This window comes from Natronolimnobius baerhuensis (assembly GCF_002177135.1).
In the GTDB taxonomy this organism is placed as follows: Archaea; Halobacteriota; Halobacteria; order Halobacteriales; family Natrialbaceae; genus Natronolimnobius; species Natronolimnobius baerhuensis.
Map to the genome: position 1 here is coordinate 284,123 of NZ_MWPH01000002.1, position 20,240 is coordinate 304,362.

At 61.5% G+C, this 20,240-nt stretch carries 16 protein-coding genes and 1 tRNA gene; 11 read left to right on the top strand and 6 right to left on the bottom strand.

Going from position 1 to position 20,240, the window contains the following annotated elements:
• Positions 1–12 precede the first annotated feature (12 nt).
• Positions 13–810, bottom strand: coding sequence for a M14 family metallopeptidase (locus B2G88_RS07685; protein WP_054862803.1), 798 nt, complete (start codon positions 808–810; stop codon positions 13–15).
• A gap of 101 nt (positions 811–911) precedes the next feature.
• Positions 912–1,403: a DUF309 domain-containing protein gene (locus B2G88_RS07690; RefSeq protein ID WP_087714452.1), complete on the bottom strand. Its 492-nt coding sequence runs from the start codon at positions 1,401–1,403 to the stop codon at positions 912–914.
• A 137-nt stretch (positions 1,404–1,540) separates the two neighbouring features.
• On the opposite strand from B2G88_RS07690, the gene B2G88_RS19520 reads away from it, so the two are divergent.
• The 6 genes from B2G88_RS19520 (at position 1,541) to B2G88_RS07715 (ending at position 6,282) form a co-directional block, all read left to right on the top strand.
• Positions 1,541–1,681: a hypothetical protein gene (locus B2G88_RS19520; protein ID WP_176393197.1), complete on the top strand. Its 141-nt coding sequence runs from the start codon at positions 1,541–1,543 to the stop codon at positions 1,679–1,681.
• Positions 1,682–1,747: 66 nt separating this feature from the next.
• A tRNA-Leu gene (locus B2G88_RS07695) sits at positions 1,748–1,830 on the top strand.
• 212 nt (positions 1,831–2,042) lie between these two features.
• On the top strand, positions 2,043–2,462 hold the full coding sequence (locus tag B2G88_RS07700; protein WP_054862802.1) for a nuclear transport factor 2 family protein: 420 nt from the start codon (positions 2,043–2,045) through the stop codon (positions 2,460–2,462).
• A gap of 236 nt (positions 2,463–2,698) precedes the next feature.
• Complete coding sequence (locus tag B2G88_RS07705; RefSeq protein WP_087714453.1) at positions 2,699–4,225, top strand: HTTM domain-containing protein; 1,527 nt, start codon at positions 2,699–2,701, stop codon at positions 4,223–4,225.
• Between the two features lie 53 nt (positions 4,226–4,278).
• On the top strand, positions 4,279–5,097 hold the full coding sequence (locus B2G88_RS07710; protein WP_087714454.1) for an inositol monophosphatase family protein: 819 nt from the start codon (positions 4,279–4,281) through the stop codon (positions 5,095–5,097).
• Between the two features lie 57 nt (positions 5,098–5,154).
• Entirely contained in the window at positions 5,155–6,282 is a 1,128-nt protein-coding gene (locus tag B2G88_RS07715) for a DUF63 family protein (RefSeq protein WP_087714455.1), read from the top strand.
• Positions 6,283–6,361: 79 nt separating this feature from the next.
• Here B2G88_RS07715 and B2G88_RS07720 read toward each other — a convergent pair whose 3' ends face one another.
• The 3 genes from B2G88_RS07720 to B2G88_RS07730 are packed head-to-tail and all read right to left on the bottom strand — an operon-like array spanning position 6,362 to position 11,573.
• A complete protein-coding gene (locus B2G88_RS07720) occupies positions 6,362–7,897 on the bottom strand; it encodes a TrkH family potassium uptake protein (RefSeq protein WP_054862801.1) in 1,536 nt (511 codons plus the stop codon).
• Positions 7,898–9,232, bottom strand: a complete 1,335-nt coding sequence (trkA, locus tag B2G88_RS07725) for a Trk system potassium transporter TrkA (protein WP_087714456.1) — start codon at positions 9,230–9,232, stop codon at positions 7,898–7,900.
• A 46-nt stretch (positions 9,233–9,278) separates the two neighbouring features.
• On the bottom strand, positions 9,279–11,573 hold the full coding sequence (locus B2G88_RS07730; RefSeq protein ID WP_087714457.1) for an amino acid permease: 2,295 nt from the start codon (positions 11,571–11,573) through the stop codon (positions 9,279–9,281).
• A gap of 498 nt (positions 11,574–12,071) precedes the next feature.
• Here B2G88_RS07730 and B2G88_RS07735 point away from each other — a divergent pair, with 498 nt between their 5' ends.
• The 4 genes from B2G88_RS07735 to B2G88_RS07750 all read left to right on the top strand — a co-directional run bounded on the left by B2G88_RS07735 (position 12,072) and on the right by B2G88_RS07750 (position 17,255).
• The gene (locus B2G88_RS07735) at positions 12,072–14,417 is read left to right on the top strand and encodes an amino acid permease (protein WP_087714934.1); all 2,346 of its coding nucleotides are present in this window, start codon (positions 12,072–12,074) and stop codon (positions 14,415–14,417) included.
• Between the two features lie 68 nt (positions 14,418–14,485).
• On the top strand, positions 14,486–15,382 hold the full coding sequence (locus B2G88_RS07740) for an NOP5/NOP56 family protein (RefSeq protein ID WP_087714458.1): 897 nt from the start codon (positions 14,486–14,488) through the stop codon (positions 15,380–15,382).
• Positions 15,375–16,025, top strand: a complete 651-nt coding sequence (locus B2G88_RS07745; protein ID WP_054862800.1) for a fibrillarin-like rRNA/tRNA 2'-O-methyltransferase — start codon at positions 15,375–15,377, stop codon at positions 16,023–16,025. The genes B2G88_RS07740 and B2G88_RS07745 overlap by 8 nt, the downstream gene beginning before the upstream one ends.
• A 141-nt stretch (positions 16,026–16,166) precedes the next feature.
• The gene (locus B2G88_RS07750) at positions 16,167–17,255 is read left to right on the top strand and encodes a glutamate--cysteine ligase (protein WP_087714459.1); all 1,089 of its coding nucleotides are present in this window, start codon (positions 16,167–16,169) and stop codon (positions 17,253–17,255) included.
• 150 nt (positions 17,256–17,405) lie between these two features.
• Here the strand turns inward: B2G88_RS07750 and B2G88_RS07755 are convergent, their stop codons facing one another.
• A complete protein-coding gene (locus B2G88_RS07755) occupies positions 17,406–17,999 on the bottom strand; it encodes a DoxX family protein (protein WP_054862799.1) in 594 nt (197 codons plus the stop codon).
• A gap of 300 nt (positions 18,000–18,299) precedes the next feature.
• Here B2G88_RS07755 and gyrB point away from each other — a divergent pair, with 300 nt between their 5' ends.
• A complete protein-coding gene (gene gyrB, locus B2G88_RS07760; protein ID WP_087714460.1) occupies positions 18,300–20,231 on the top strand; it encodes a DNA topoisomerase (ATP-hydrolyzing) subunit B in 1,932 nt (643 codons plus the stop codon).
• Positions 20,232–20,240 lie beyond the last annotated feature (9 nt).

Below are 20,240 nucleotides of genomic sequence, written 5' to 3' on the forward strand. Positions count from 1 at the left end.
CGGCCCGGCCAACTAATCGGCTGCCGTCGGCGTTGTCAGCACCTCGAGTTTCTCGGCGGCGTAGCCGAAGACGTCACGGTAGCCGTTGGACGACATGAGAACCGGGTAAAACGACTCTTTGGCGACCTGTTTCTTACCGTCGGCTGCGGCGAACGGATCGCCGGGTGTGACTTCGGTGAAGTTGTCGACGAACACTTCGTAGGTGTCGGCATCGTCCTTGCGGATCACGTCAGTGAGTCGGTAGACGGGCAGATCGCGGTGCATCGTATCACCGGGCAGAGCACCGACAGCGGTCAGGAACGCTCGAGTGAGCCGGTCGGCGTTCTGGGCAGCCGTTTCCGACCCCTGGAGGCCACACTCGACCTCGAGCGTCCTGACTTCGGTAAAGAGTCGTCCCTCCGCGAAGTCGCTCGTTTCGACCATCGCCGCGACCGGGAGCTGTGGGATGATCGTCTGTGCGGTCTCGCTGACGCCGTTGACGATTGCAAACGGCTCCGCGTGGCTCTGCGTCGAGTGCATCGAAAAGGTGAGACAGCCCTCGAGTTCCTCGACAAGTTGGTGGGCTAACTGTCCTTCGTGCGTCTGTGCATCCGGGTTACCGGGGAACGCGCGATTCAAGTCTTCGTCGACGAACCGAACCTGTCGCTCGAGTGCCTTCTCGTTGACAACGACGAGTTTGACAGGGCGTTCGACGGTCGGGCGCTCGTCTAAGAGCCGTTCGACGGCGCGAACGCCACACGGTTCGTCGCCGTGAACTCCTGCAACGACGGCGATCTCTGGCGTTCCCGACCCGAGCTGTGCAACTTTCATAGACTACGTAACGGCCTGGGACGCAAAAGGCCGTTCGGTTTCTCACACGGTCAGGAAACCTTGTGTGTTATTAGCACACGGATTATCGAACAGCGAGGCGCTCACTCCTCGAGTGCGTGGATGTACTCGTAGTCGACCGCCCGACCAGGCGGGCGCTCGCCATCGAGCAGGATCTGCCAGTCGTCGACGCGCGAGGGGTCCTCGAGTGCATTTGTCAGCATCGTTCGAACCTCGAGGACATCGACGCCGTAGTAGTCCGTGGGCACACCCTGGAAGTACTGGAGCGCGGTCTCGAAAAGCGAGCGCATGCCGTCGTCGTTCTCGAAGTCGATCCGTTTGTACGTGCCGGCGGCGACCTGGACCATCCCGTGGAGGAAGGCGCTTTCCTCGCTGCCGCGGCCGTAATTGTACCACTCGAGTTCGAAGCAGTCGTGGCTCTCGTGGTACGCCCCGTCGTTGAACAGTCGGACGCCGTGGACGATTGCCTGCCGGAGCGTCGCGTGGTTCCAGCGCTCGTCAGCCTCGAGCCACCCCGCGGGCGTCTGTCCCCGCGGCGGCGGGTTGACGCTTGGGTCGCTGGTGTGGTCGTCCATACCGGGATATTGTGGTGCCTGACGGGTATACTGTTCGCTGTCTGGCCGACTCGTGGTGCTCGCCGCTCGAGGCGTATATAATGCGACCACCGGTGCAGGGCAAGCACTACGACAGCGCGCACTCGGTCCTCGAGTGAATGCACCATCCCGACGGCAACTGTCGAACGTGTGGCGAGCGCCTGTACGAACACATCGAGGGCGACTACCAGTGTCTCAACTGCGAGCGTCGTTACGAGCGCACAGGGATCGAGTTTGGTGGGCGCGTTTCGTCGGCGTAAGCACGGAACAGTGACAGCGGAAAATCGCAGAGTATTCAAGCAATTACCTCCAATCACTACTCGCGTGCGAGGGTAGCCAAGCGGCCAACGGCGGCGGACTCAAGATCCGCTCGTGTAGACGTTCGTGGGTTCGATTCCCTCCCCTCGCATCGCATGCGGCGCAACCACGTCGCACGATGCGGAAGATCAGCACGGAGCGATCTTCCCTCGCAACACTTCTGTCCCAATACAAATTCCGAGTAGCGCTGCCGACGGGTTCTGTCCAGTACAGCCGTTGTGGCTCGCGATACGCTACCAGACTCACACGACAGCCGATCAGTATGGTCTCGGGTTTATCTCTATGGGTGTTGTTAGCACACCAATGTCACACTCGCGTTCACCCGAACAGACTGTCGAGCGATTTCTGCAGGCGATGAACGATCACGACCTCGAGGCGTTGCTCTCGTGTTTCCACGAGGACTATCGGAGCGAGACACCGGCCCATCCCGAACGGTCGTTTACCGGACGCGAACAGGTTCGGGAGAACTGGATACAAATGTTCGATACGACACCGGATCTGTCCGTCGAGTTTCCACGAACGACAATCGATGGCGACACGGCCTGGATCGAACTGCGAATGCACGGCAGGCAGACCGACGGCGAGGAGTTAGATGTCCGCGGCGTCGTCATCAAGGGCATTCCGGACGGCCAAATCGAGTGGGGACGGATTTACTTAGAACCCGTTCAACAGACGGCCGACGTGTCCTGGGAAGAGATTTACGCGGGCGAGGATGACACGTGATCGATCTCCGCGATCTCTATTGTGGTCGTTCTTGGAACGAGTGATACACAAATTACAATGCCTTCCTGCGATTTGGGGTGCAGTAATCCCGCTATCGGTAGATCGCTCGAGCATGCAGACGAACACCGACGGACAGAGTCGCCACGAAGCGTAGTGAGCCGTCGTACTCGAGGAGAAAACATATACTGAGACAGTGAGAACGCCGACAGCAACGGCGCGCGTTGTAGACCGAGTAGATGACAGGGGGCCAATCAGAGACTACGAACGACAGATCGACCCGCACTCGAGCGGCGGGACGGGCAATTCGGTCGGCAATGCGGACGCGACTCGGAATCGACCTGCGCGCACTCGCTGCGTTCCGCATCGCACTCGGCGCAATTGTCCTCGCCGATCTACTGTTTATTCGACTGCCGGGACTGCGGACGTTCTACACTGATCAGGGGACACTGCCTCGAGACGTGCTCGCACAGTCGTTTCCGACGTTCGAGACGCTGTCGGTGCACGCGCTGTCGGGGTCGCTCTGGGTGCAGACGCTACTGATCGCGGTGGCCGCGATTGCAGCTGGCTGTCTACTTGTCGGCTATCGCACCCGACTCGCGACGGGCGTGTCCGCGGTGTTGCTCGCGTCGTTGTTCGCGCGCAATCCATACGTGCTCAACGGCGGCGATACGATCATGCTCTCCGTGCTGGCTCTCGGCCTCTTCCTCCCGCTTGGCGCTCGCTGGTCACTCGACGCACACCGTTGTGGCGGCCGACAAACGGAGTGCCGAACGGACCGCGTCTGTACCGTCGCGACCGCAGTTATCCTCGTTCACTTCGTGGGCATCTACGCGGTCAACGGCGTGCTCAAATTTCGAAGCGACTCGTGGATGACCGGCACGGCCGTCCAGCGGATTTTCCACCTCGAGCAGTACGTCGTCCTCGTCGGGCCGTTCCTGACGGAGTTTTCGGCGCTGCTCACCGCGGCGAACTTGGCCTGGGTCGCGCTTTTGACTGTCTCACCACTCCTGATACTTGCGACAGGGCGGCTTCGCCTCGCGCTCGCGGGCGCGTTTATCTGTGCTCAACTCGGGCTGGGCGTGACGATGCGCCTCGGCGCGTTCCCGTTCGTCATGGTCGCCATCCTGCTGTTGTACCTTCCACCGGAGGTTTGGGACCGACTCGAGGACGCCCTCGAGACGTACGTTCCGGCGCGCTACCGTGCGCTCGAGTCGATACCGATGATAGAGAGGCCGACGAGTTCAGCGCGCATACCAGCACCAATCCGTCGCGCCGGGCGCATCGCTGTGGCCGTGGCGCTCATTTGTGGGCTCGTCGCCGTGTTGAGTTGGCAGGCAGTTGCACTTGGCTTTCTCGAGACGCCGGAGCCAGCCTCGGCGGCGCTCGAGGACGATATCGAGGGCGCAAGTTGGGCGTTCTTCGCGCCGAACCCGCCCGAGGGCTACTGGTGGTACGCCTGGGAGGCAGACCTCGAATCCGGCGAGACGGTCGGGACGCTCACCGACGAGTCGGGTGCGATTGATCGACCGCCGGACGCCGCCGACCGCTATCCGTCCGTGCTCTGGAAGCGCTACGGGTCGGAACTGCGGTACGCCCCTGCCTCGCAGTACGAGCCACTGGCTGCGTACTACTGCGAGCAGGTGACGATGAACGCCGATTCGACTCCGGAGATGGTGACCGTCTTCAAACTCGAGCAGCCAGTCGACGCCGACGGGCCGACAGGCGGTCTCGAGGTCGACGACCGCCTCGAGTACGTATGCTAATTGTTCCCATCGTGAATCGCTAGGTCTTTTCACCCCCGAGTCGCAGTGAGGGCATGAGCGAACGCGACGATACCGAGCGACGGGCGACCGTCGCACTCGAGGCGGCCGAAGCGGGTGCCGAGATTGCACTCGAGTCCTTCCGGGGCGAACTGGATATCGACTACAAAGACGGGAAGACGGACGTCGTCACCCAGAGCGACCGAGATGCACAGGAGCGGGTCATCGAGATCCTCGGCGAAACGTTCCCAGACGACCCGGTCGTCGGCGAGGAAGAGGACGCGCTCAAGCAGGTGCCCGCGGAGGGGCCGGCCTGGATCGTCGACCCCATCGACGGCACAAACAACTACGTCGACGGCGTGCGGGCGTTCGGAACGGCCGTCGCAGCCGTCGTCGACGCCGAACCGGTCGCCGCGGCGACGGTCTGTCCCGCGCTGTCGGATACGTATCGAATGGGTCCCGAGGGCGCGTTCCGAAACGGCGAGTCGCTCGCGGTAAGTGACTGTACCGACCCGGAAGCGGGACACGCCTGTCCGACGTTCTGGTGGAACTTCGACGACCGCGACGAGTACGCCGCCGCGACGCGCGCGCTCGTCGACCGATTCGGCGATATCCGTCGCTACGGCTGTGCCCAACTCGAGCTTGGCCTCCTCGCCGCGGGCGCACTCGAGGGCGTCGTCACGAACAAGCAGGCGAACCCGTGGGATACGGTCGCTGGCGTCGCCCTGATTCGGGCGGCAGGCGGGCGCGTAACCGACCTCGAGGGCGAGCGCTGGCGACACGATAGCCACGGGTTAGTGGCCTCGAACGGCGCAATTCACGAGGATGTGCTCGAGGCTGCACGGGAGATCGAAACGGAAACGGAGACAGCGTAGTTTCGGTACCTGCAGAAAACCGGAAACGGTAAGCGGCCACCGTTCGGCCTTTCGATCATGTACGAGTATATCGAACGGTACGGCCCTGAGCGCGTCTGGGCCGCGACCGTCCTCGTCCTCGCTGCGGGGGTAGCGCTTGCAGCGTTCCTGTTCCCCAATCGCGTCTATGTTGATCTCATCTGGCAGTACTATTGGGGTCCCGTTGTCGCAGACGCCCACGGCTGGGGCGAAATCGCCTGGGCCGGCGGCGAACAAATCCACGCTGCCGAGGCCGGCCCCGATGACGGACCGTTCGCCGAACCCGGCTACACGTTCGTCTCCTACGCCGGCTACATCCCGACGCTGATCCTCGGCGTCATCGGGATAATCTTCCTGATTCAGCGCCTCGAGATCGAGCGCTACCGTGCGGGCTTTTACGGGCTGTTCCCGTTCATGCTCTTTGGCGGCGCCCTGCGCGTCGTCGAAGACGTCAACGTCGCGGCCTACCGCGACACCGGCGAACTCGCAATCGAACTCCCCTGGTCGGGCTTTCTGATTAGTCCGCTGATCTACTTCGTCGTCTTCATCATCGCCGCGATTGCCGTCACCGTCTCGGTCTGGCTCGAGCGCGAGGAGTACGTCTCGGGCTATGAGTACCCGCTGTTTGGGATCGGGACGGCCCTGCTCGCAGTGACAGTTGGCTACCTCGGCTACACGGCCGCGGTCCACGAGTACGCAACCTTCTATCCGTATCTGCTGGTGACCACACTTGTCGGCGCGACGCTCTCGACGGCTATCGTCTGGTATCTGATCGTCAAACTCGCACCAGGTCTCAATCGCGGGACGCGGTACATGGGAGTGGTCGTCATCTGGGCACACGCCGTCGACGGCGTCGCAAACGTCATCGGTCTCGACTGGGCGGTCGCCTTCGGCCACGCGAACAACCTCGTGCCGAAACATCCGGTCAACGCGGCGATTGTGGACATCACCGGGTCAGCGCTGCCACCGGAAATCGTCGACATCACCGGTGCAGCCTGGCCGTTCTTGCTGGTGAAACTCCTGGCTGCCGTCGTCGTCATCTGGATCTTCAACGAGGAGGTCTTCGAGGACAGCCCCCGGTATGCGATCTTGCTGATGATCACCGTCGTCGCCGTCGGCCTCGGCCCCGGAACGCGGGATATGCTCCGAGCCACGTTCGGCGTCTAAGCTCGACTCGAGCGATTCGACTCTCTTTTCGGCACTGGTCGGACGATACTCGCGGTGAAACGAGCGACGAGGACGGCACTCAGTCCGTCCAGTAGGCTTTCGTCAGCAACACGAGCACCGGGAAGAGCTCGAGGCGGCCGATCCACATGAAGCCGATCATGAGCAGCTTCGAACTCACCGGGAACTCACCGTAGCCGCCCATCGGGCCGGTGACTTCAGCCAGCCCCGGTCCGATGTTGCCGAGTGTCGCAATTGATGCGCTGATCACATCGAGCAACTCGAGGTCGAGTCCGACCCGTGCTGCATCGAGTGCGAACAGTCCAACGCCAGCGAAGAAGATCACGACGTACAACAACGTAAACGCGTAGATTCCGCGAATCGCATCTTCGTCGAGGGCGCGTCCGTTCATCCGAACCGGTCGAACCGCTTCGGGGTGAATCGTCGTAAACACCTCACGCCGGAGCGATTTGAGGATCACGAGCCAGCGGAGAACCTTGATTCCGCCGCCGGTCGACCCCGTCGAGCCCCCGATAAACATCGCGAACAACAGCAGGCCCTTCGCGGGGCCACTCCAGGCATCGAAGTCCATGTTCGCGTAGCCAGTCGAGTTGATCAGCGACGCGATCTGAAACGCCGCGTATCGCGCAGATTGCTCGAGGTTGCCCCCGATCTGGCCGGTCTGGGGCGTCTCGAGGGCGGAGACGAACAGGACGACGGTCGTGACGACGGTCAGCACGGAGGTCGCCCCGAGGTAGAGTCGGAACTCGTTGTCCCGAAGCAGCGACCGGGCGTTGCCGGAGATGACGTACCACCAGAGGACGAAGTTGACGCCGGCGGCGAACATGAACGGGATAACGAGCCACTGCACGAGTGGTGAGAACGCCTCCATGCTGCGTGCTTCCGGCGAGAAACCGCCTGTTGGAAGGGTTGTAAAGCCGTGGGCAATAGCATTGTAGAGGTCCATATTTGGCGCGTAGCCGAGCAGATGGAGGCTGTACAACAGCGTAATGTACACGACTGTCAGCGCGACGTAGGCAATCCAGAGCACGCGAGCTGTCTCGGCGATATGTGGCGTCAGCTTCGAGACACCCGGGCCGGGTGTTTCAGCTTTCATCAACTGCGCCCCACCGACGGCCATCTGGGACAGAATCGCGACTGCGAGGACGATAATCCCCATTCCGCCGAGCCACTGCGTGAGCTGGCGCCACATCATAATCGACCGCGAGTGGGTATCGAAGGAAATGTCGTCCATAACCGTTGCTCCGGTCGTTGTAAAGCCGCTCATGCTCTCGAACAGCGCGTTGATCGGCTGGGCAACGGCACCGTTGCCTGCCAGTACGTACGGCAGCGCGCCGAACACCGCTGCGAACAGCCAGGTCAGCGCGACGACGAGAAACGCCTCTCGAGCACCCGGCTCCGGCTCTGACTCGAGTTGTCGAAGAAGGACGCCAAAGCCAGCAGTGACCACCATCGCGGTAACGAATACCCACAGATCCGTCCCGCCGTAGACGAGTGCGACGAGAATCGGGACGACGAACGACACTGACAGCAGTACCAGTAACGTCCCGACGAGACTCAATCCGGCCCGCCAGTCGACGTGTACGTGTCGTCGCACTCAGATCGCCTCGATTACCGCCTCGAGAACGGCTGCATCGACGAAGACGACGATGTGGTCGCCTGGCTGAACCACGGTTCCCCCACGAGGTGTGATGAGTTCCCCTCGTCGAGAAATCGCCCCGATGACGACGCCGTCCGGAAGGTCAGTCACGGCCTCAACAATCGGCGTACCAGCAAGCACACTCTCGCTGGTGACCTCGAATTCGATGACCTCTGCCCGGTCGTGTTCGAGCATCGCGACTTTCTCCGTGTGATCAGCGCGGGTAAACCGGACGATCTCTTCGGAAGTTTCCTCACGCGGATTGATCGCCACGTCGACGCCGACGGTTTCGAACAGTTCGGCATACTCGAGGTTCTCGATAACGGCAACGGTTCGACCGACACCGAGTCGGCGCGCAAGCAACGACACCAGCAGGTTCTTCTCGTCGCCGTCGAGCGCCGCAATGACCAGATCGGCCTCATCGATGTGTTCTCGAGCGAGAAACTCGACATCGGTCGCGTCACTCTCGAGAACCATCGTGTTCGGGAGTTTTTCTGCGACCGTTCTGGCGCGGTCGTGGTCCTGTTCGATCAGCCGTGGCTGGTAGCCGTGTTCTTCGAACTCGCGGGCAGCCTGAAAGCCAATCTCACTGGCACCGACGATGACGATTTCGTTGCCGTTGTCCGCCATTGCCGGGACGATATCTCTCGCAAACTCGGTGACGGAACTCGAACTCCCGATGACGACGACGCGGTCTCCAGCCTGGAGGACGGTCTCACCAGTCGCGACGATCAGTTCCTCCTCGCGGAAGACACCAGCGAACGTCAGCGAGTCGTACTGGTCGGCCTCGTGGACGGTCGACCCCGCAACTGGGCTCTCGGCGTCGATTTCAAACTCCGCCATTCGGACGAGTCCGCCGACGAACGTATCCACATCCTGTGTCGCCGGCAGGTCCGTGATTCGCGTGATCGCTCGAGCAGTCAATAGATCCGTACAGACCATGAAATCGACGCCGAATGCGCCCTGTGACCCCTCCCAGGTCTCGAGGAGCGTTCGTTGCCTGACGCGGGCGATTGTGAAGGCGTCACTGACTGTTTTGGCCGTGCCACAGATGACGACGTTTGCCTCGTCGTGGTCCGTACAGGCGATGACGAGATCAGCGCGCTCAACACCGGCTTCCACGAGTGTTGTGCGTTCGGTGCCATCGCCCTGAATGGCGAGTACGTCGTGTGAGTAGGTGACCTCCTCGATGATGGTCGGATCACGGTCGATGACAACGACATCGTGAGACTGCTCGAGATTGTGCGCGATTGTGCGGCCGACTTCGCCAGCACCGACAATGACTACACGCATCGACTGTCACCTACGCTCTGTTGCCTTGTAAGGAGTTGCGTTACGGTCATGCACTTCCCTCCAATCGCTGGATGAGCGCCTGTCGAAGCGTTCGTGGCGAGCGCTGCTCGCCGCGAGCCATCAGGACTGTCCCGTCACTCGCCTCGACAAGTTGCTCGGGAATCGTGCCGTACAGAGCCTGTGCAACCGGACTCGTTCCCGTCGCACCGACACAGACCGTGTCGTAGGACGCGGCGGCTGTGATGAGTCGTTCCCGAACACCATCGGAATCTGCGATGATCACCCGTGGCTCGTACTCGTCCGGCTCGAGACCGACTTCGTCTGCGACAGCTTCGATTGCCTGTTCGCCAACGACCACCGGATCGATCTCGTCGTCGTCCGACGCAGCCTGTACGTTCAACAGTGTGAGCGTACTTTCGGGGAACGCTCGAGACAGTTCGCGAGCACGCTGTGCAGACACGGGTGCGTTCGGACCGCTCCCGGCGAGCGTGACGATCTCGCCCGGCGATTCGCTCGGCTGCTTGACGAGTGTCACGTCACAGGGTGCGCGCTCGAGGAGCGGGTCGATTGTCGACCCAAAGAGCACGTCACGGCGGCGGCGTTCACCAGCCCAGCCGAGCAACGCGTGATCTGCGTCTTCGTCTTCGATAACGGAACGCAACGTCTCGCCTGCGTTACGGCCGACGATTGCACGCGTCCGAACACCGACATCGAGGTCCGACGCAGCGTCGCGAGCGTTCTCGAGGAGGGTTTGCTGGTTTCCGATTCGTTCTTCCTCGAGTTCGATCTGGGCGGGTGAGGTCTGGGGCGGGACCTCCATCACGTTTATCGCGACGATTTCCCCTGGCCGATCCCGACTTGCGGCACTTGCTGCGGCGTATCTGATGAGCGTCCGCTCCGTTTTCGGATTCGAAACGGGAACGACAACGCGATAGACGTCGTCCGCTCTGTCTTCGGATTCGGTTGGTGCAACCGCCTCGCCGATGAGTGTCGTCGAAATCGCCTGTTCTTTCGCGTAGAACTGATACCAACCCATGCCGACGACGATCACGCCAAGGCCGATCAACTGGACTGTTCGTCCCATCTGGGTCATGACTGCGACACAGGCGACGAAGCCGAGGGCCGGGGCGACTGGATAGAGGACCGAAGGGATGCGAAAGTCTGGCTCGTACTCCGCAGGATCAGCACGCCGCAAAACGACGACGGCGATGTGGACGAGTGCGTACGTGATCAGGAACATAAAGCTCGCCACATCAGCGAGTGTGTCGATTGGCAGCGGGCTGGCGATGAGTACGAGGATGACGGCCCCAGTTGCGAGGATCGCTCGGTACGGCGTCTGATATCGGTCGTGGATCTGGTTGAGCCAGTTCGTCAGAACCTGATCTCGTCCCATCGCGAAATTGACGCGGGCAGCAGAGAGAATCGATGCGTTCGCCGAGGAAACCGTCGCCAAGATGGCACCGGCGATCATGACGAGCGAACCCACCGTCGCGAACTCGAGGGTGTAGTCAGCGAGTGTGAGCGAGCCGAACGTGCCGGCAGCCGTTGCGGCAACGTCGGCGACGGGAATGTTCGATGCGGCAAGCTCCGGGACGGGAAGGGTCCCCGTACTCACCAACATGACGAGGACGTAGAGGATCGTCGGCGTGACGACGGCTGCGATCATCGAGAGTGGAAGATTTCGACCGGGGTCTTTGATCTCTTCGGCGCTGGTCGCGATTACCTCGAAGCCGATGAAGGTCACGAAGACGGTGCCGGCAGTCGCGGCGACGACTGTCCAGTTCTCGCCTTCGCGGACGAACGGATCGAGTAGCCCGGTGTCGATGTTCAACAGGCCGACGAGGATGAACGCCAGTATGAGCGCGACCAGAACAGTGACGATGACGTTCTGAAGCGACCCGGTCTCTTTGACGCCGCGGTAATTGATGCCGACGAGCACCGACGCCATCACCAATCCGGCGAGGACGACCGCCAGTGCATCAGATGGCTGCCCCAATAAATACTGGCCGAACCCAAGCATGTAGAACGCCGTTGCAAACATCAGCCCGGCCCACATCCCCCAGCCAACGATTGTGCCGAAAAAGCTCCCAAGCGCGTGATTGATGTAGTAGTAACTTCCGCCCGCTCGAGGCATTCCCGTCGCCAACTCCGAGAGTGAGAGTGCCGCAAGCAACGCGACGACACCCCCAATTACGAACGAGATCATGCTCGCCGGTCCGGCGTCCGCAGCGACGATACCAGGCAGAACGAAGATTCCCGCACCGATCATCGTCCCTAGCCCCAGAGTGTAAGCCTCGAGGAAGCCGAGGTCGCGGGCAAGTTCTGTTTCACCGTCTGTCACGGTAGACCACCGGCGAACGTCGCCAACGACCGTTGGTCATACTGCCGGACAACAGTCAGTACCACTGTTCGACCGAACGAGGGGTCGAAAGTCTGTGACTCGTTCTCTCCGGCAGTAGCAGTCACATCGTCCGTCGCCGTCTCTCGGTTCATCGCCGTCGGCTACTGTATCAGAATATATAAATCCGCCGACTCTATTTTCGATGGAGAAATATATTGCCAATATATTATCGAAAGTGAAACGGAACTCCCATAGGATATTCTTTGGAAAACCATTGTCTGAGAAAGCACAGAGCCGCTCGTCAACGGATATTATTTCATATCAGACATTTCTTTCGAATCCCAAGCGAAACACCCTCGAGCGATAAACAAACCAGTTAAGGGGGAGGTCCCGTTTCGGTTTGGTATACAGACCGGACCGTGAGTCAAGCGTCTACCATATCACTATGAAAGGGACACAAGTGTCAGTAAGAGATAAGCAGACGGGATGGAGGACAGTATGAGTGACGAAGATCTCGCCAAAGACCTTGGGTTGATTTCGGCACTGGCAATCGGTATCGGGACGATGATCGGCGCAGGGATTTTCGTCCTGCCCGGTATCGCGGCCCAGGAGGCCGGACCGGTCGTCGTCATCTCCTTTATTATCGGCGGCGTGATCGCGATGATCAACGCCTTCTCGGTGAGCGAACTCGGGACGGCGATGCCGAAAGCCGGTGGCGCATACTACTACATCAACCGGGCGCTCGGCCCACTGTTCGGATCGATCTCCGGCATGGGTGACTGGATCGGCCTCGCCTTTGCGAGTGCGTTCTACGCCATCGGGTTCGGTGGCTACCTCGCCGACCTGCTCGACGGCGTCGTCGTCCCGGTTCCCGGCCTCGGTGAACTCGCACTCTTGCCAACCATTGCACTCGGGCCGCTCGTACTCACCGACATTCAGATCGGTGCCGTCATCGCCGGCATCGCATTCGTCGGCGTCAACTACATCGGTGCAAAAGAAACCGGTGGCATCCAGACCGCCATCGTCACGATCTTACTCGGCCTGCTGACGATCTTCGCCATCATCGGCTTCTTCTCGTTCGACTGGGGCACCGTCGCCGCCGACGGCAGTTACATGCCCGAAGGAGCCGGCGCGATTCTCCCCGGCGCGGCGCTCGTCTTCGTCTCGTATCTCGGCTACGCGAAAATCGCGACCATCGGCGAGGAACTCAAAAACCCCGGCCGAAATCTCCCAATCGCCATCATCGGCAGCGTCGCCATTGTGATGGTCATCTACGCCATCCTCGTCACGATCCTGCTGGGACTGATTCCCCACGAGGAGTTCTTCCTCGAGACCGTCGAAGATGCACCGATGTCCTACGCCGCTGAAATCGTCTTCGACTACCAGCTTCCGGTCTTTGGCTTCGACATTCCGCTGCTCGGTGCCGGCGTGACCTCGATTACCATCGCAGCGCTCTTAGCAACCGCCTCGAGTGCGAACGCCTCGATCCTGGCCTCGGCCCGGATCAACTTCGCGATGGGCCGAGACAAGATCGTCTCGGACAAACTCAACGAGATTCACCCACGCTTTGCGACGCCGTACCGCTCGATTGCGGTCACCGGTGCCATGATCATCGTCTTCATCATCGGCCTCGGCGAAACCGTCGAAATTCTCTCGAGTGCGGCGAGCGTCCTTCACCTCGTGGTGTATGCGCTGATCAACGCCTCGCTGATCGTCTTCCGCGAGACGAATCCGCCGGAGTACGACCCCGACTTCGAGGTACCGTTCTATCCGTTCTTGCCGATTGCCGGATTCTTCCTCTCGCTCGCGTTGGTGTACTTCATGAACAACAGGGCGACCCTGATCGCCGGCGCGTTCGTCGTCTTCGCGGTCGTCTGGTACTTCGCGTACGCCCGCTCGGAAACCGAACTCGAGGGGATCCTCGGAAACTACATTCTGGACCGCTCCGAGGAGATGCCCGACATTGCAGTGTCGGCGGCAAGCGCCGTCCAGCCGGAGGGCACCGACGAGTACACGGTCGTCGTTCCCGTCTCGAACCCGCGAACTGAGTCGACGCTGCTCTCACTTGCGAGCGTTCTCGCGAAGGCAAACGACGGGCGCGTCAAGGCAGTCCACATCGTCGAGGTGCCGGACCAGACACCACTGCGTGAGGGCTCTGAACACATCCAGCGCATCGACGCGGAGTCACAGAAACTGATGTCGCAGGTGCGTGAGCGGACGGAAACCATGGACGTTCCAGTCGACGTCCGAACGGTCGTCTCCCACCGCTCCGTCGAGGAAGTGTTCGACGTTGCACGCCGTGACAACGCAGACACCGTCGTCATGGGCTGGGGACCAGGCCGTTCGTGGTCCGCCGGCCGCGTCGAAGGGGCATTCGACGAACTCGCACACGACCTGCCGTGTGACTTCCTCGTGTTCAACGACCGCGGCCTCGAGACCGAGCGCGTGCTGGTGCCGACTGCCGGTGGTCCCGACTCCGATCTGAGCGCCGAACTGGCACGCCATCTGCGCGATCAGGTCGGCTCCGAGATCACGCTCTTGCACGTCGTCGACACCGAAGCCGACGGCGAGACTGGGAGGGAATTCCTCGAGACCTGGGCCGACGAGCACGACCTCGAGGATGCGTCGATCCGAATCGACACGTCCGGCGACGTGGAGGGTGCAATCGCCGCCGCAGCCGAGGAGCACACGCTGCTCGTTATCGGCGCGACAGAACGCGGGCTGCTCTCGCGGCTGTTCCGCGGCACGCTCGCCTATGACGTGGTCAACGACGTCGAGAGTTCGGTGATCATGGCCGAGCGTCCGACCTCGCGGTCGCTGTGGGAGCGCCTGTTCGGTCGGTAACACAGCACCAATACGACTCCTTCTCCGTTCGGGAACGCATATACCAGCCCGGTGACTACACTCGAGGTATGACCAAGCAGACGCCCGCCGATGCGGGCTGGTTCGCAGCGATTGACGGCGATCCCTCGAGCGACGACGCCCGAGACGCCGCCGCGACGGCGGTCCGAACTGGCTCGAGTCCCAGTCCCGAGAACTGGCCCGCGAACGCCCTCGAGAGTGGCTTCGTCGAATCGAAAGCGGACTACTACGACCAGTTGAAAGCGGCGACAACGACAGCGACGCGCACTGCTGTTCGCGAGCGCGAAGGGGCGGACGACCGCCAAATTGTCCACGCGATCCGAACGATGGACGACTGTGAGCGAACAGCGAACGAACTCGCCGAGCGCCTCGCCGAGTGGGGTGGCAGCGTTGACAGCGAGGCCGGAACGGGAATCGAGTACGCCCGGGAACTGGCCGCTCGAGACGACGTTCCACCCGAACAGGCGCGACTCGTCTCGCTGGCCGAGAACATTGTCTCGCTCGCGGACGAAGCCGACGACGTTCGCGAGTACGTCGAACAGCAGATGCCAAGCGTCGCGCCGAATCTCACCGCGCTCGCGGATCCAGTGCTTGGCGCGCGACTCCTCTCGCTGGCCGGCGGCCTCGAGGAACTCGCGAAGAAGCCAAGCGGCACGGTGCAGGTCCTCGGCGCGGAAGACGCGCTGTTCGCACATCTCCGAGGGCACGCTCCGTCGCCGAAACACGGGATCATCTACATGCACGACGCAGTCCGGGGTACCCACCCCGACAATCGCGGCTCGGCGGCGCGAGCGGTTGCGGGTAAACTCACTATCGCCGCCCGCGTCGACCACTACTCGGGAGAGTTGAAACCCGAACTCGAGGCGGAACTCGTCGACCGAATCGAGACGATTCAGGCCCGGACCGTGGACGAAAGCGCCGGTGAGGGAGGTGAGTCCGATGAGTGAGCCTGTACTTCCCGAAGGCGTCGAACGCCGCTCTATCGACGGCAACGAGCGACTCGCAACGCGGGGCGAGCCGGTGTACGGCGAGCCGACAGATGGCGAGTGGCGCGCCTGGAATCCGAACCGCTCCAAACTGGGCGCGATGCTCGAGTTGGGGATGGACACCGGCCTCGAAGGTGGCGACGACGAAACCGTCCTCTATCTCGGCGCGGCCAGCGGGACGACAGTCAGCCACGTCGCGGACTTCGCCGGCCCGACCTATGCCGTCGAGTTCGCTGCCCGGCCAGCGCGTGATCTGCTCGAGGCTGCGGACTCGCGCCCGCGACTCTTCCCGCTGCTCAAAGACGCCCGAAAGCCCGAGAGCTACGCCCACGTCGTCGAATCCGACGTAGACGTGCTCATACAGGACGTTGCAACCCGTGGGCAGGCACGCGTCGCCCTCGAGAACAAGCGATTCCTAGCTGAGGATGGCCGACTCCTGCTCGCGGTCAAGGCACGCAGCGAGGACGTAACCCGTGATCCGGGCGAGATTTTCGCTGAGGTACGGGACGCGCTTTCAGTTGCGGACGGCTACGAAATCCTCGAATCGGAGCGCCTCGAGGCCTACCACGCGGACCACCTGGGAATCGTCGCGCGGCCGCGATAGGGTGCAGAGACGGGGTGCCTCGAGTGCACTGGACGCTGATACCGACAGATGCGGATCGGTGTCACGTAATCGTACAGTGACTGCAACCCCACGCTGCCGACTCCAAACCGTATTTACTCCCGGCGACGAAAGCCCGTACTGATGGAACGCGGGTCTCGAGAATCGTTTACGCGCATGGGGACGCTGGGCATCGAAGAGGAGTGTTTTATCGTCGACGAGCGCGGCCGCCCCACGAGCGGCACCGACGACCTGGTCTACGAACACGACCCACCCGAGATCCTCGAGGGCAAACTCGATCACGAACTGTTCACATTCGTCATCGAAACCCAGACGCCCCTGATCGAAGACCCGGGAAACGCCCGCGACGCGCTGCTCGAGATTCGACAGGCGTTGCTCACGCACGCCCACGACCACGGCTACGACATCGCTGCCGCTGGCTTGCACCCACTCGCGAAGTGGCGCGAACTCGAGCACGCCCAGAAGCCCCGTTATCAAGCGCAACTCGACCGAATCCAGTATCCACAGCATCGGAACACGACCGCGGGCGTCCACGTCCACGTCGGCGTCGACGACGCCGATAAGGCGGTCTGGATCGCCAACGAACTGCGGTGGTACGTCCCGATCATGCTCGCGCTGTCGGCTAATTCGCCCTACTGGAACGGGTTCGACACCGGCCTCGAGTCCGCCCGCGCGAAGATTTTCGAGGCCTTACCGAACACCGGCATGCCGACCTATTTCGAGGACTTCGACGCGTTCGACCGATTCGAACGCCGCATGCTCGAGACCGAATCGATCAACGACCGGGGCGAACTCTGGTACGACGTACGTCCGCACACGGCCCACGGAACGGTCGAACTGCGCACGCCTGACGGGCAGGCAGACCCCGACATCGTGATGGCGTTCGTCGAGTACGCCCACGCACTCGTCGAGGCACTCGCCGAAGAGTACGACGACGGCGCGTCGGGCTATGCCCAGACGCACCGCCGGGAACTGCTCGACGAACACAAGTGGCGCGCGATCCGCTACGGTCACGACGCTTCCCTGCTCGAGCGCGACATGGAGGGCACACTCGAGTTGGGCGAACTCGTCGACCGAGAGTGTGACCGTCTCGGTATCGACGGCATCAAAGACGTCTACGAGCGCGACAGCGGCGCCGAGAGACAGCGCCGGCTACTCGAGACGGAGGGACCGGACGCCCTCTGTGAGTCGCTGTTGCTCGAGGGCGAGTAGGACGGTGGCAGGACAGAATGCGTGTATGGCGCAGTGATGATGTGGCGTCCTGCCGCATCTATTCGTAGTGGTGGCTCCTGCATAGCGGTGACGCCAAACCACGTTGGGATGGCCGAATTCGAGTGTCTCTCACGAGAACGTGACCAACGCTTACCCTAACAGGTATCGCAGCCACGGATTCTGCTGTACGATGTCCGACTGCTCGAGCGTCGCGTCGATACCGAGGATTCGACCGGCACCCCAGGCGGCGAGTCCGAACAGCAACAGCATGTAGACGAACGAGCTGTCGATAAAGAAGCCGTTCTCGACCGGGAAGCCGGCCATCAGACCGTCCTGCCAGGCAGCAGTCCAGAAGAACAGCATCTGGACCGCACCCATCAACGCGGCGAATCGGAAGAACAGTCCGAACAGCAGTGCCAGCCCGATCAGGATCTGTCCGAAGATCACCATCGGATCAACGATAGTGGCGAGTTCTCCGAACCAGGCGAACAGCCCGGAAAGCGGGTTTGCATCCGCGACTGCGTTGTTCAGGTAGCCAGCCGACGACCACGCCAGCGGATCGCCCCAGCCGCCTTCGGCTAACTTCTCGAGGCCGGCTTGCAGGAACACCCAGGCCATGACGAGTCGAAGCCCGAAGATCGAGTATGCAAGCCAGGTTTCGGAGTAGTTGAACGAGACGTTGCTACCGAGTAGGTTCGCATCGAGCGTGCGTTCTGCCGGTTGTCGACCGCTTCCAGTTGCCATTGAAATTCCCCTCTAGTATGGCCCACTCACCATCTTCCCCTAAAGTGGGTGGGAATTGTGAGTGAGCCGGACTATCCTCAACAGTTAAGTGTTTGTGGTTAGAATCGAGCCGCTTCTGTCGACCGCTGCTGTGACTGGTCGCAGTCCAGTAGCCACTGGACCTCACAGCCCCCGTGATCACACTGTTGGCCACCCTTGCAACCGCTACGGTGACTTCTATTGACCACCGCCGGTTCGCGCGCTCGCGCGTACACGCGAACCTTTATAGGTCGGTAGCGACTACCCGGATACAGGTTTTGTATGTCCCAGGATAGCGAGTACGGCGCCGGACAAATCCAGGTTCTGGAAGGCCTGGAAGCCGTTCGGAAACGGCCGGCGATGTACATCGGTTCTACCGATTCTCGAGGACTCCACCATCTCGTCTACGAAGTGGTGGACAACTCGATTGACGAGGCACTGGCTGGCTACTGCGACGAAATTACCGTCACGATCCACGAGGACGAGTCGGTAAGCGTCACAGACGATGGCCGTGGGATTCCCGTCGACACCCACGAAGAGTACGACCGCCCGGCACTCGAGGTGATCCTGACGGTCCTCCACGCTGGTGGGAAATTCGACAACAAGTCCTACCAGGTCTCCGGCGGCCTCCACGGCGTCGGCGTGAGTGTTGTCAACGCGCTCTCGGAACGACTCGAGACACAAGTCAAACGCAACGGTTCGGTCTACAATCACGCCTTCGAGGCGGGCGAACCCGTTGGCGACATGGAGCAGGGTGGCTCGCTAGATGCCGACGACGGCACCGGGACCGAGATTCGGTTCTGGCCCGACGACGACATCTTCGAGGCCGATAGCTTCTCGTTCTCGACGCTGTCGAATCGCCTCCGCGAACTGGCCTTCCTCAACTCCGGCGTTCGGATCACGCTTTGTGACGAACGCGAGACGACCGACGAGGGCGAGTTCGTCTCGGAGACCTACGAGTACAACGGCGGCATCCGCGAGTTCGTCGAGTATCTCAACGAGACGCGCTCGGCGATGCACGACGACATCATCTACTTCGAGGGCGAAGATCAGAACATCCAGGTCGAAGTCGCCCTGCAGGCCACTGAGGAACTACAGGGCTCGATCCATGCCTTCGCGAACAACATCAACACACGCGAAGGCGGCACCCACCTTACCGGCTTTAAGACCGCTCTTACGCGAACGATCAACGATTACGCCGGCGAGAACGACTTGCTCTCTGACCTCGAGGACAACCTCAAAGGCGAGGACATTCGCGAGGGACTGACGGCGGTCATCTCGATCAAACATCCGGACCCGCAATTCGAGGGCCAGACGAAGACGAAACTCGGCAACTCGGAGGTCCGCGGCATCGTCGAGAGTACGATGCACGAGGGACTTGGGACGTACTTCGAGGAACACCCAGACACCGCCCAGGCCATCGTCATGAAGGCCGTCGAAGCCGCGAAGGCCCGCATGGCCGCCCAGAAAGCAGAGGAGTTGACACGCCGCAAGTCGGCGCTCGACTCGACCTCGCTGCCGGGCAAACTCGCAGACTGCCAGACCAAAGATCCCGACGAAGCAGAGATTTTCATCGCAGAGGGTGACTCCGCGGGTGGCAGCGCCAAACAGGCCCGCAATCCGGAGTTCCAGGCCGTCCTCCCGATCAAAGGAAAGATCCTGAACGTCGAGAAACACCGACTGGATCGCATCCTCGAGAACGAGGAAATTCGAAACATGATCACCGCAATCGGCGCGGGGATCGGCGACGAGTTCGACGTTGAGGATGTCCGCTACAAGAAGATCGTGATGGCGACCGACGCCGACGTTGATGGGGCACACATCCGAACGCTCCTGCTGACGTTCTTTTATCGGCACATGCGCCCGCTGCTCGAGGGTGGCTACGTCTACGCGACTCAGCCGCCCCTGTATCGCATCCGCTACCGTGGGGAAACCTACGATGCGATGACTGACGCCGAACGCGACGAGATCGTCGAAGAGAAATGCGACGGCAACCCAACACAGGTCCAGCGATTCAAGGGACTTGGCGAGATGAACCCCGAACAGCTCTGGGAGACGACGATGAATCCGGACAACCGCATTCTCAAGCAGATCACAATCGAGGACGCGGCTGCGGCGGACAAGATGTTCTCCGTGTTGATGGGCGACGCTGTCGAACCGCGAAAACAGTTCATCAAAGAGAATGCACCTGAAGCGGAGTGGATTGACATATGAGTGAGGTGA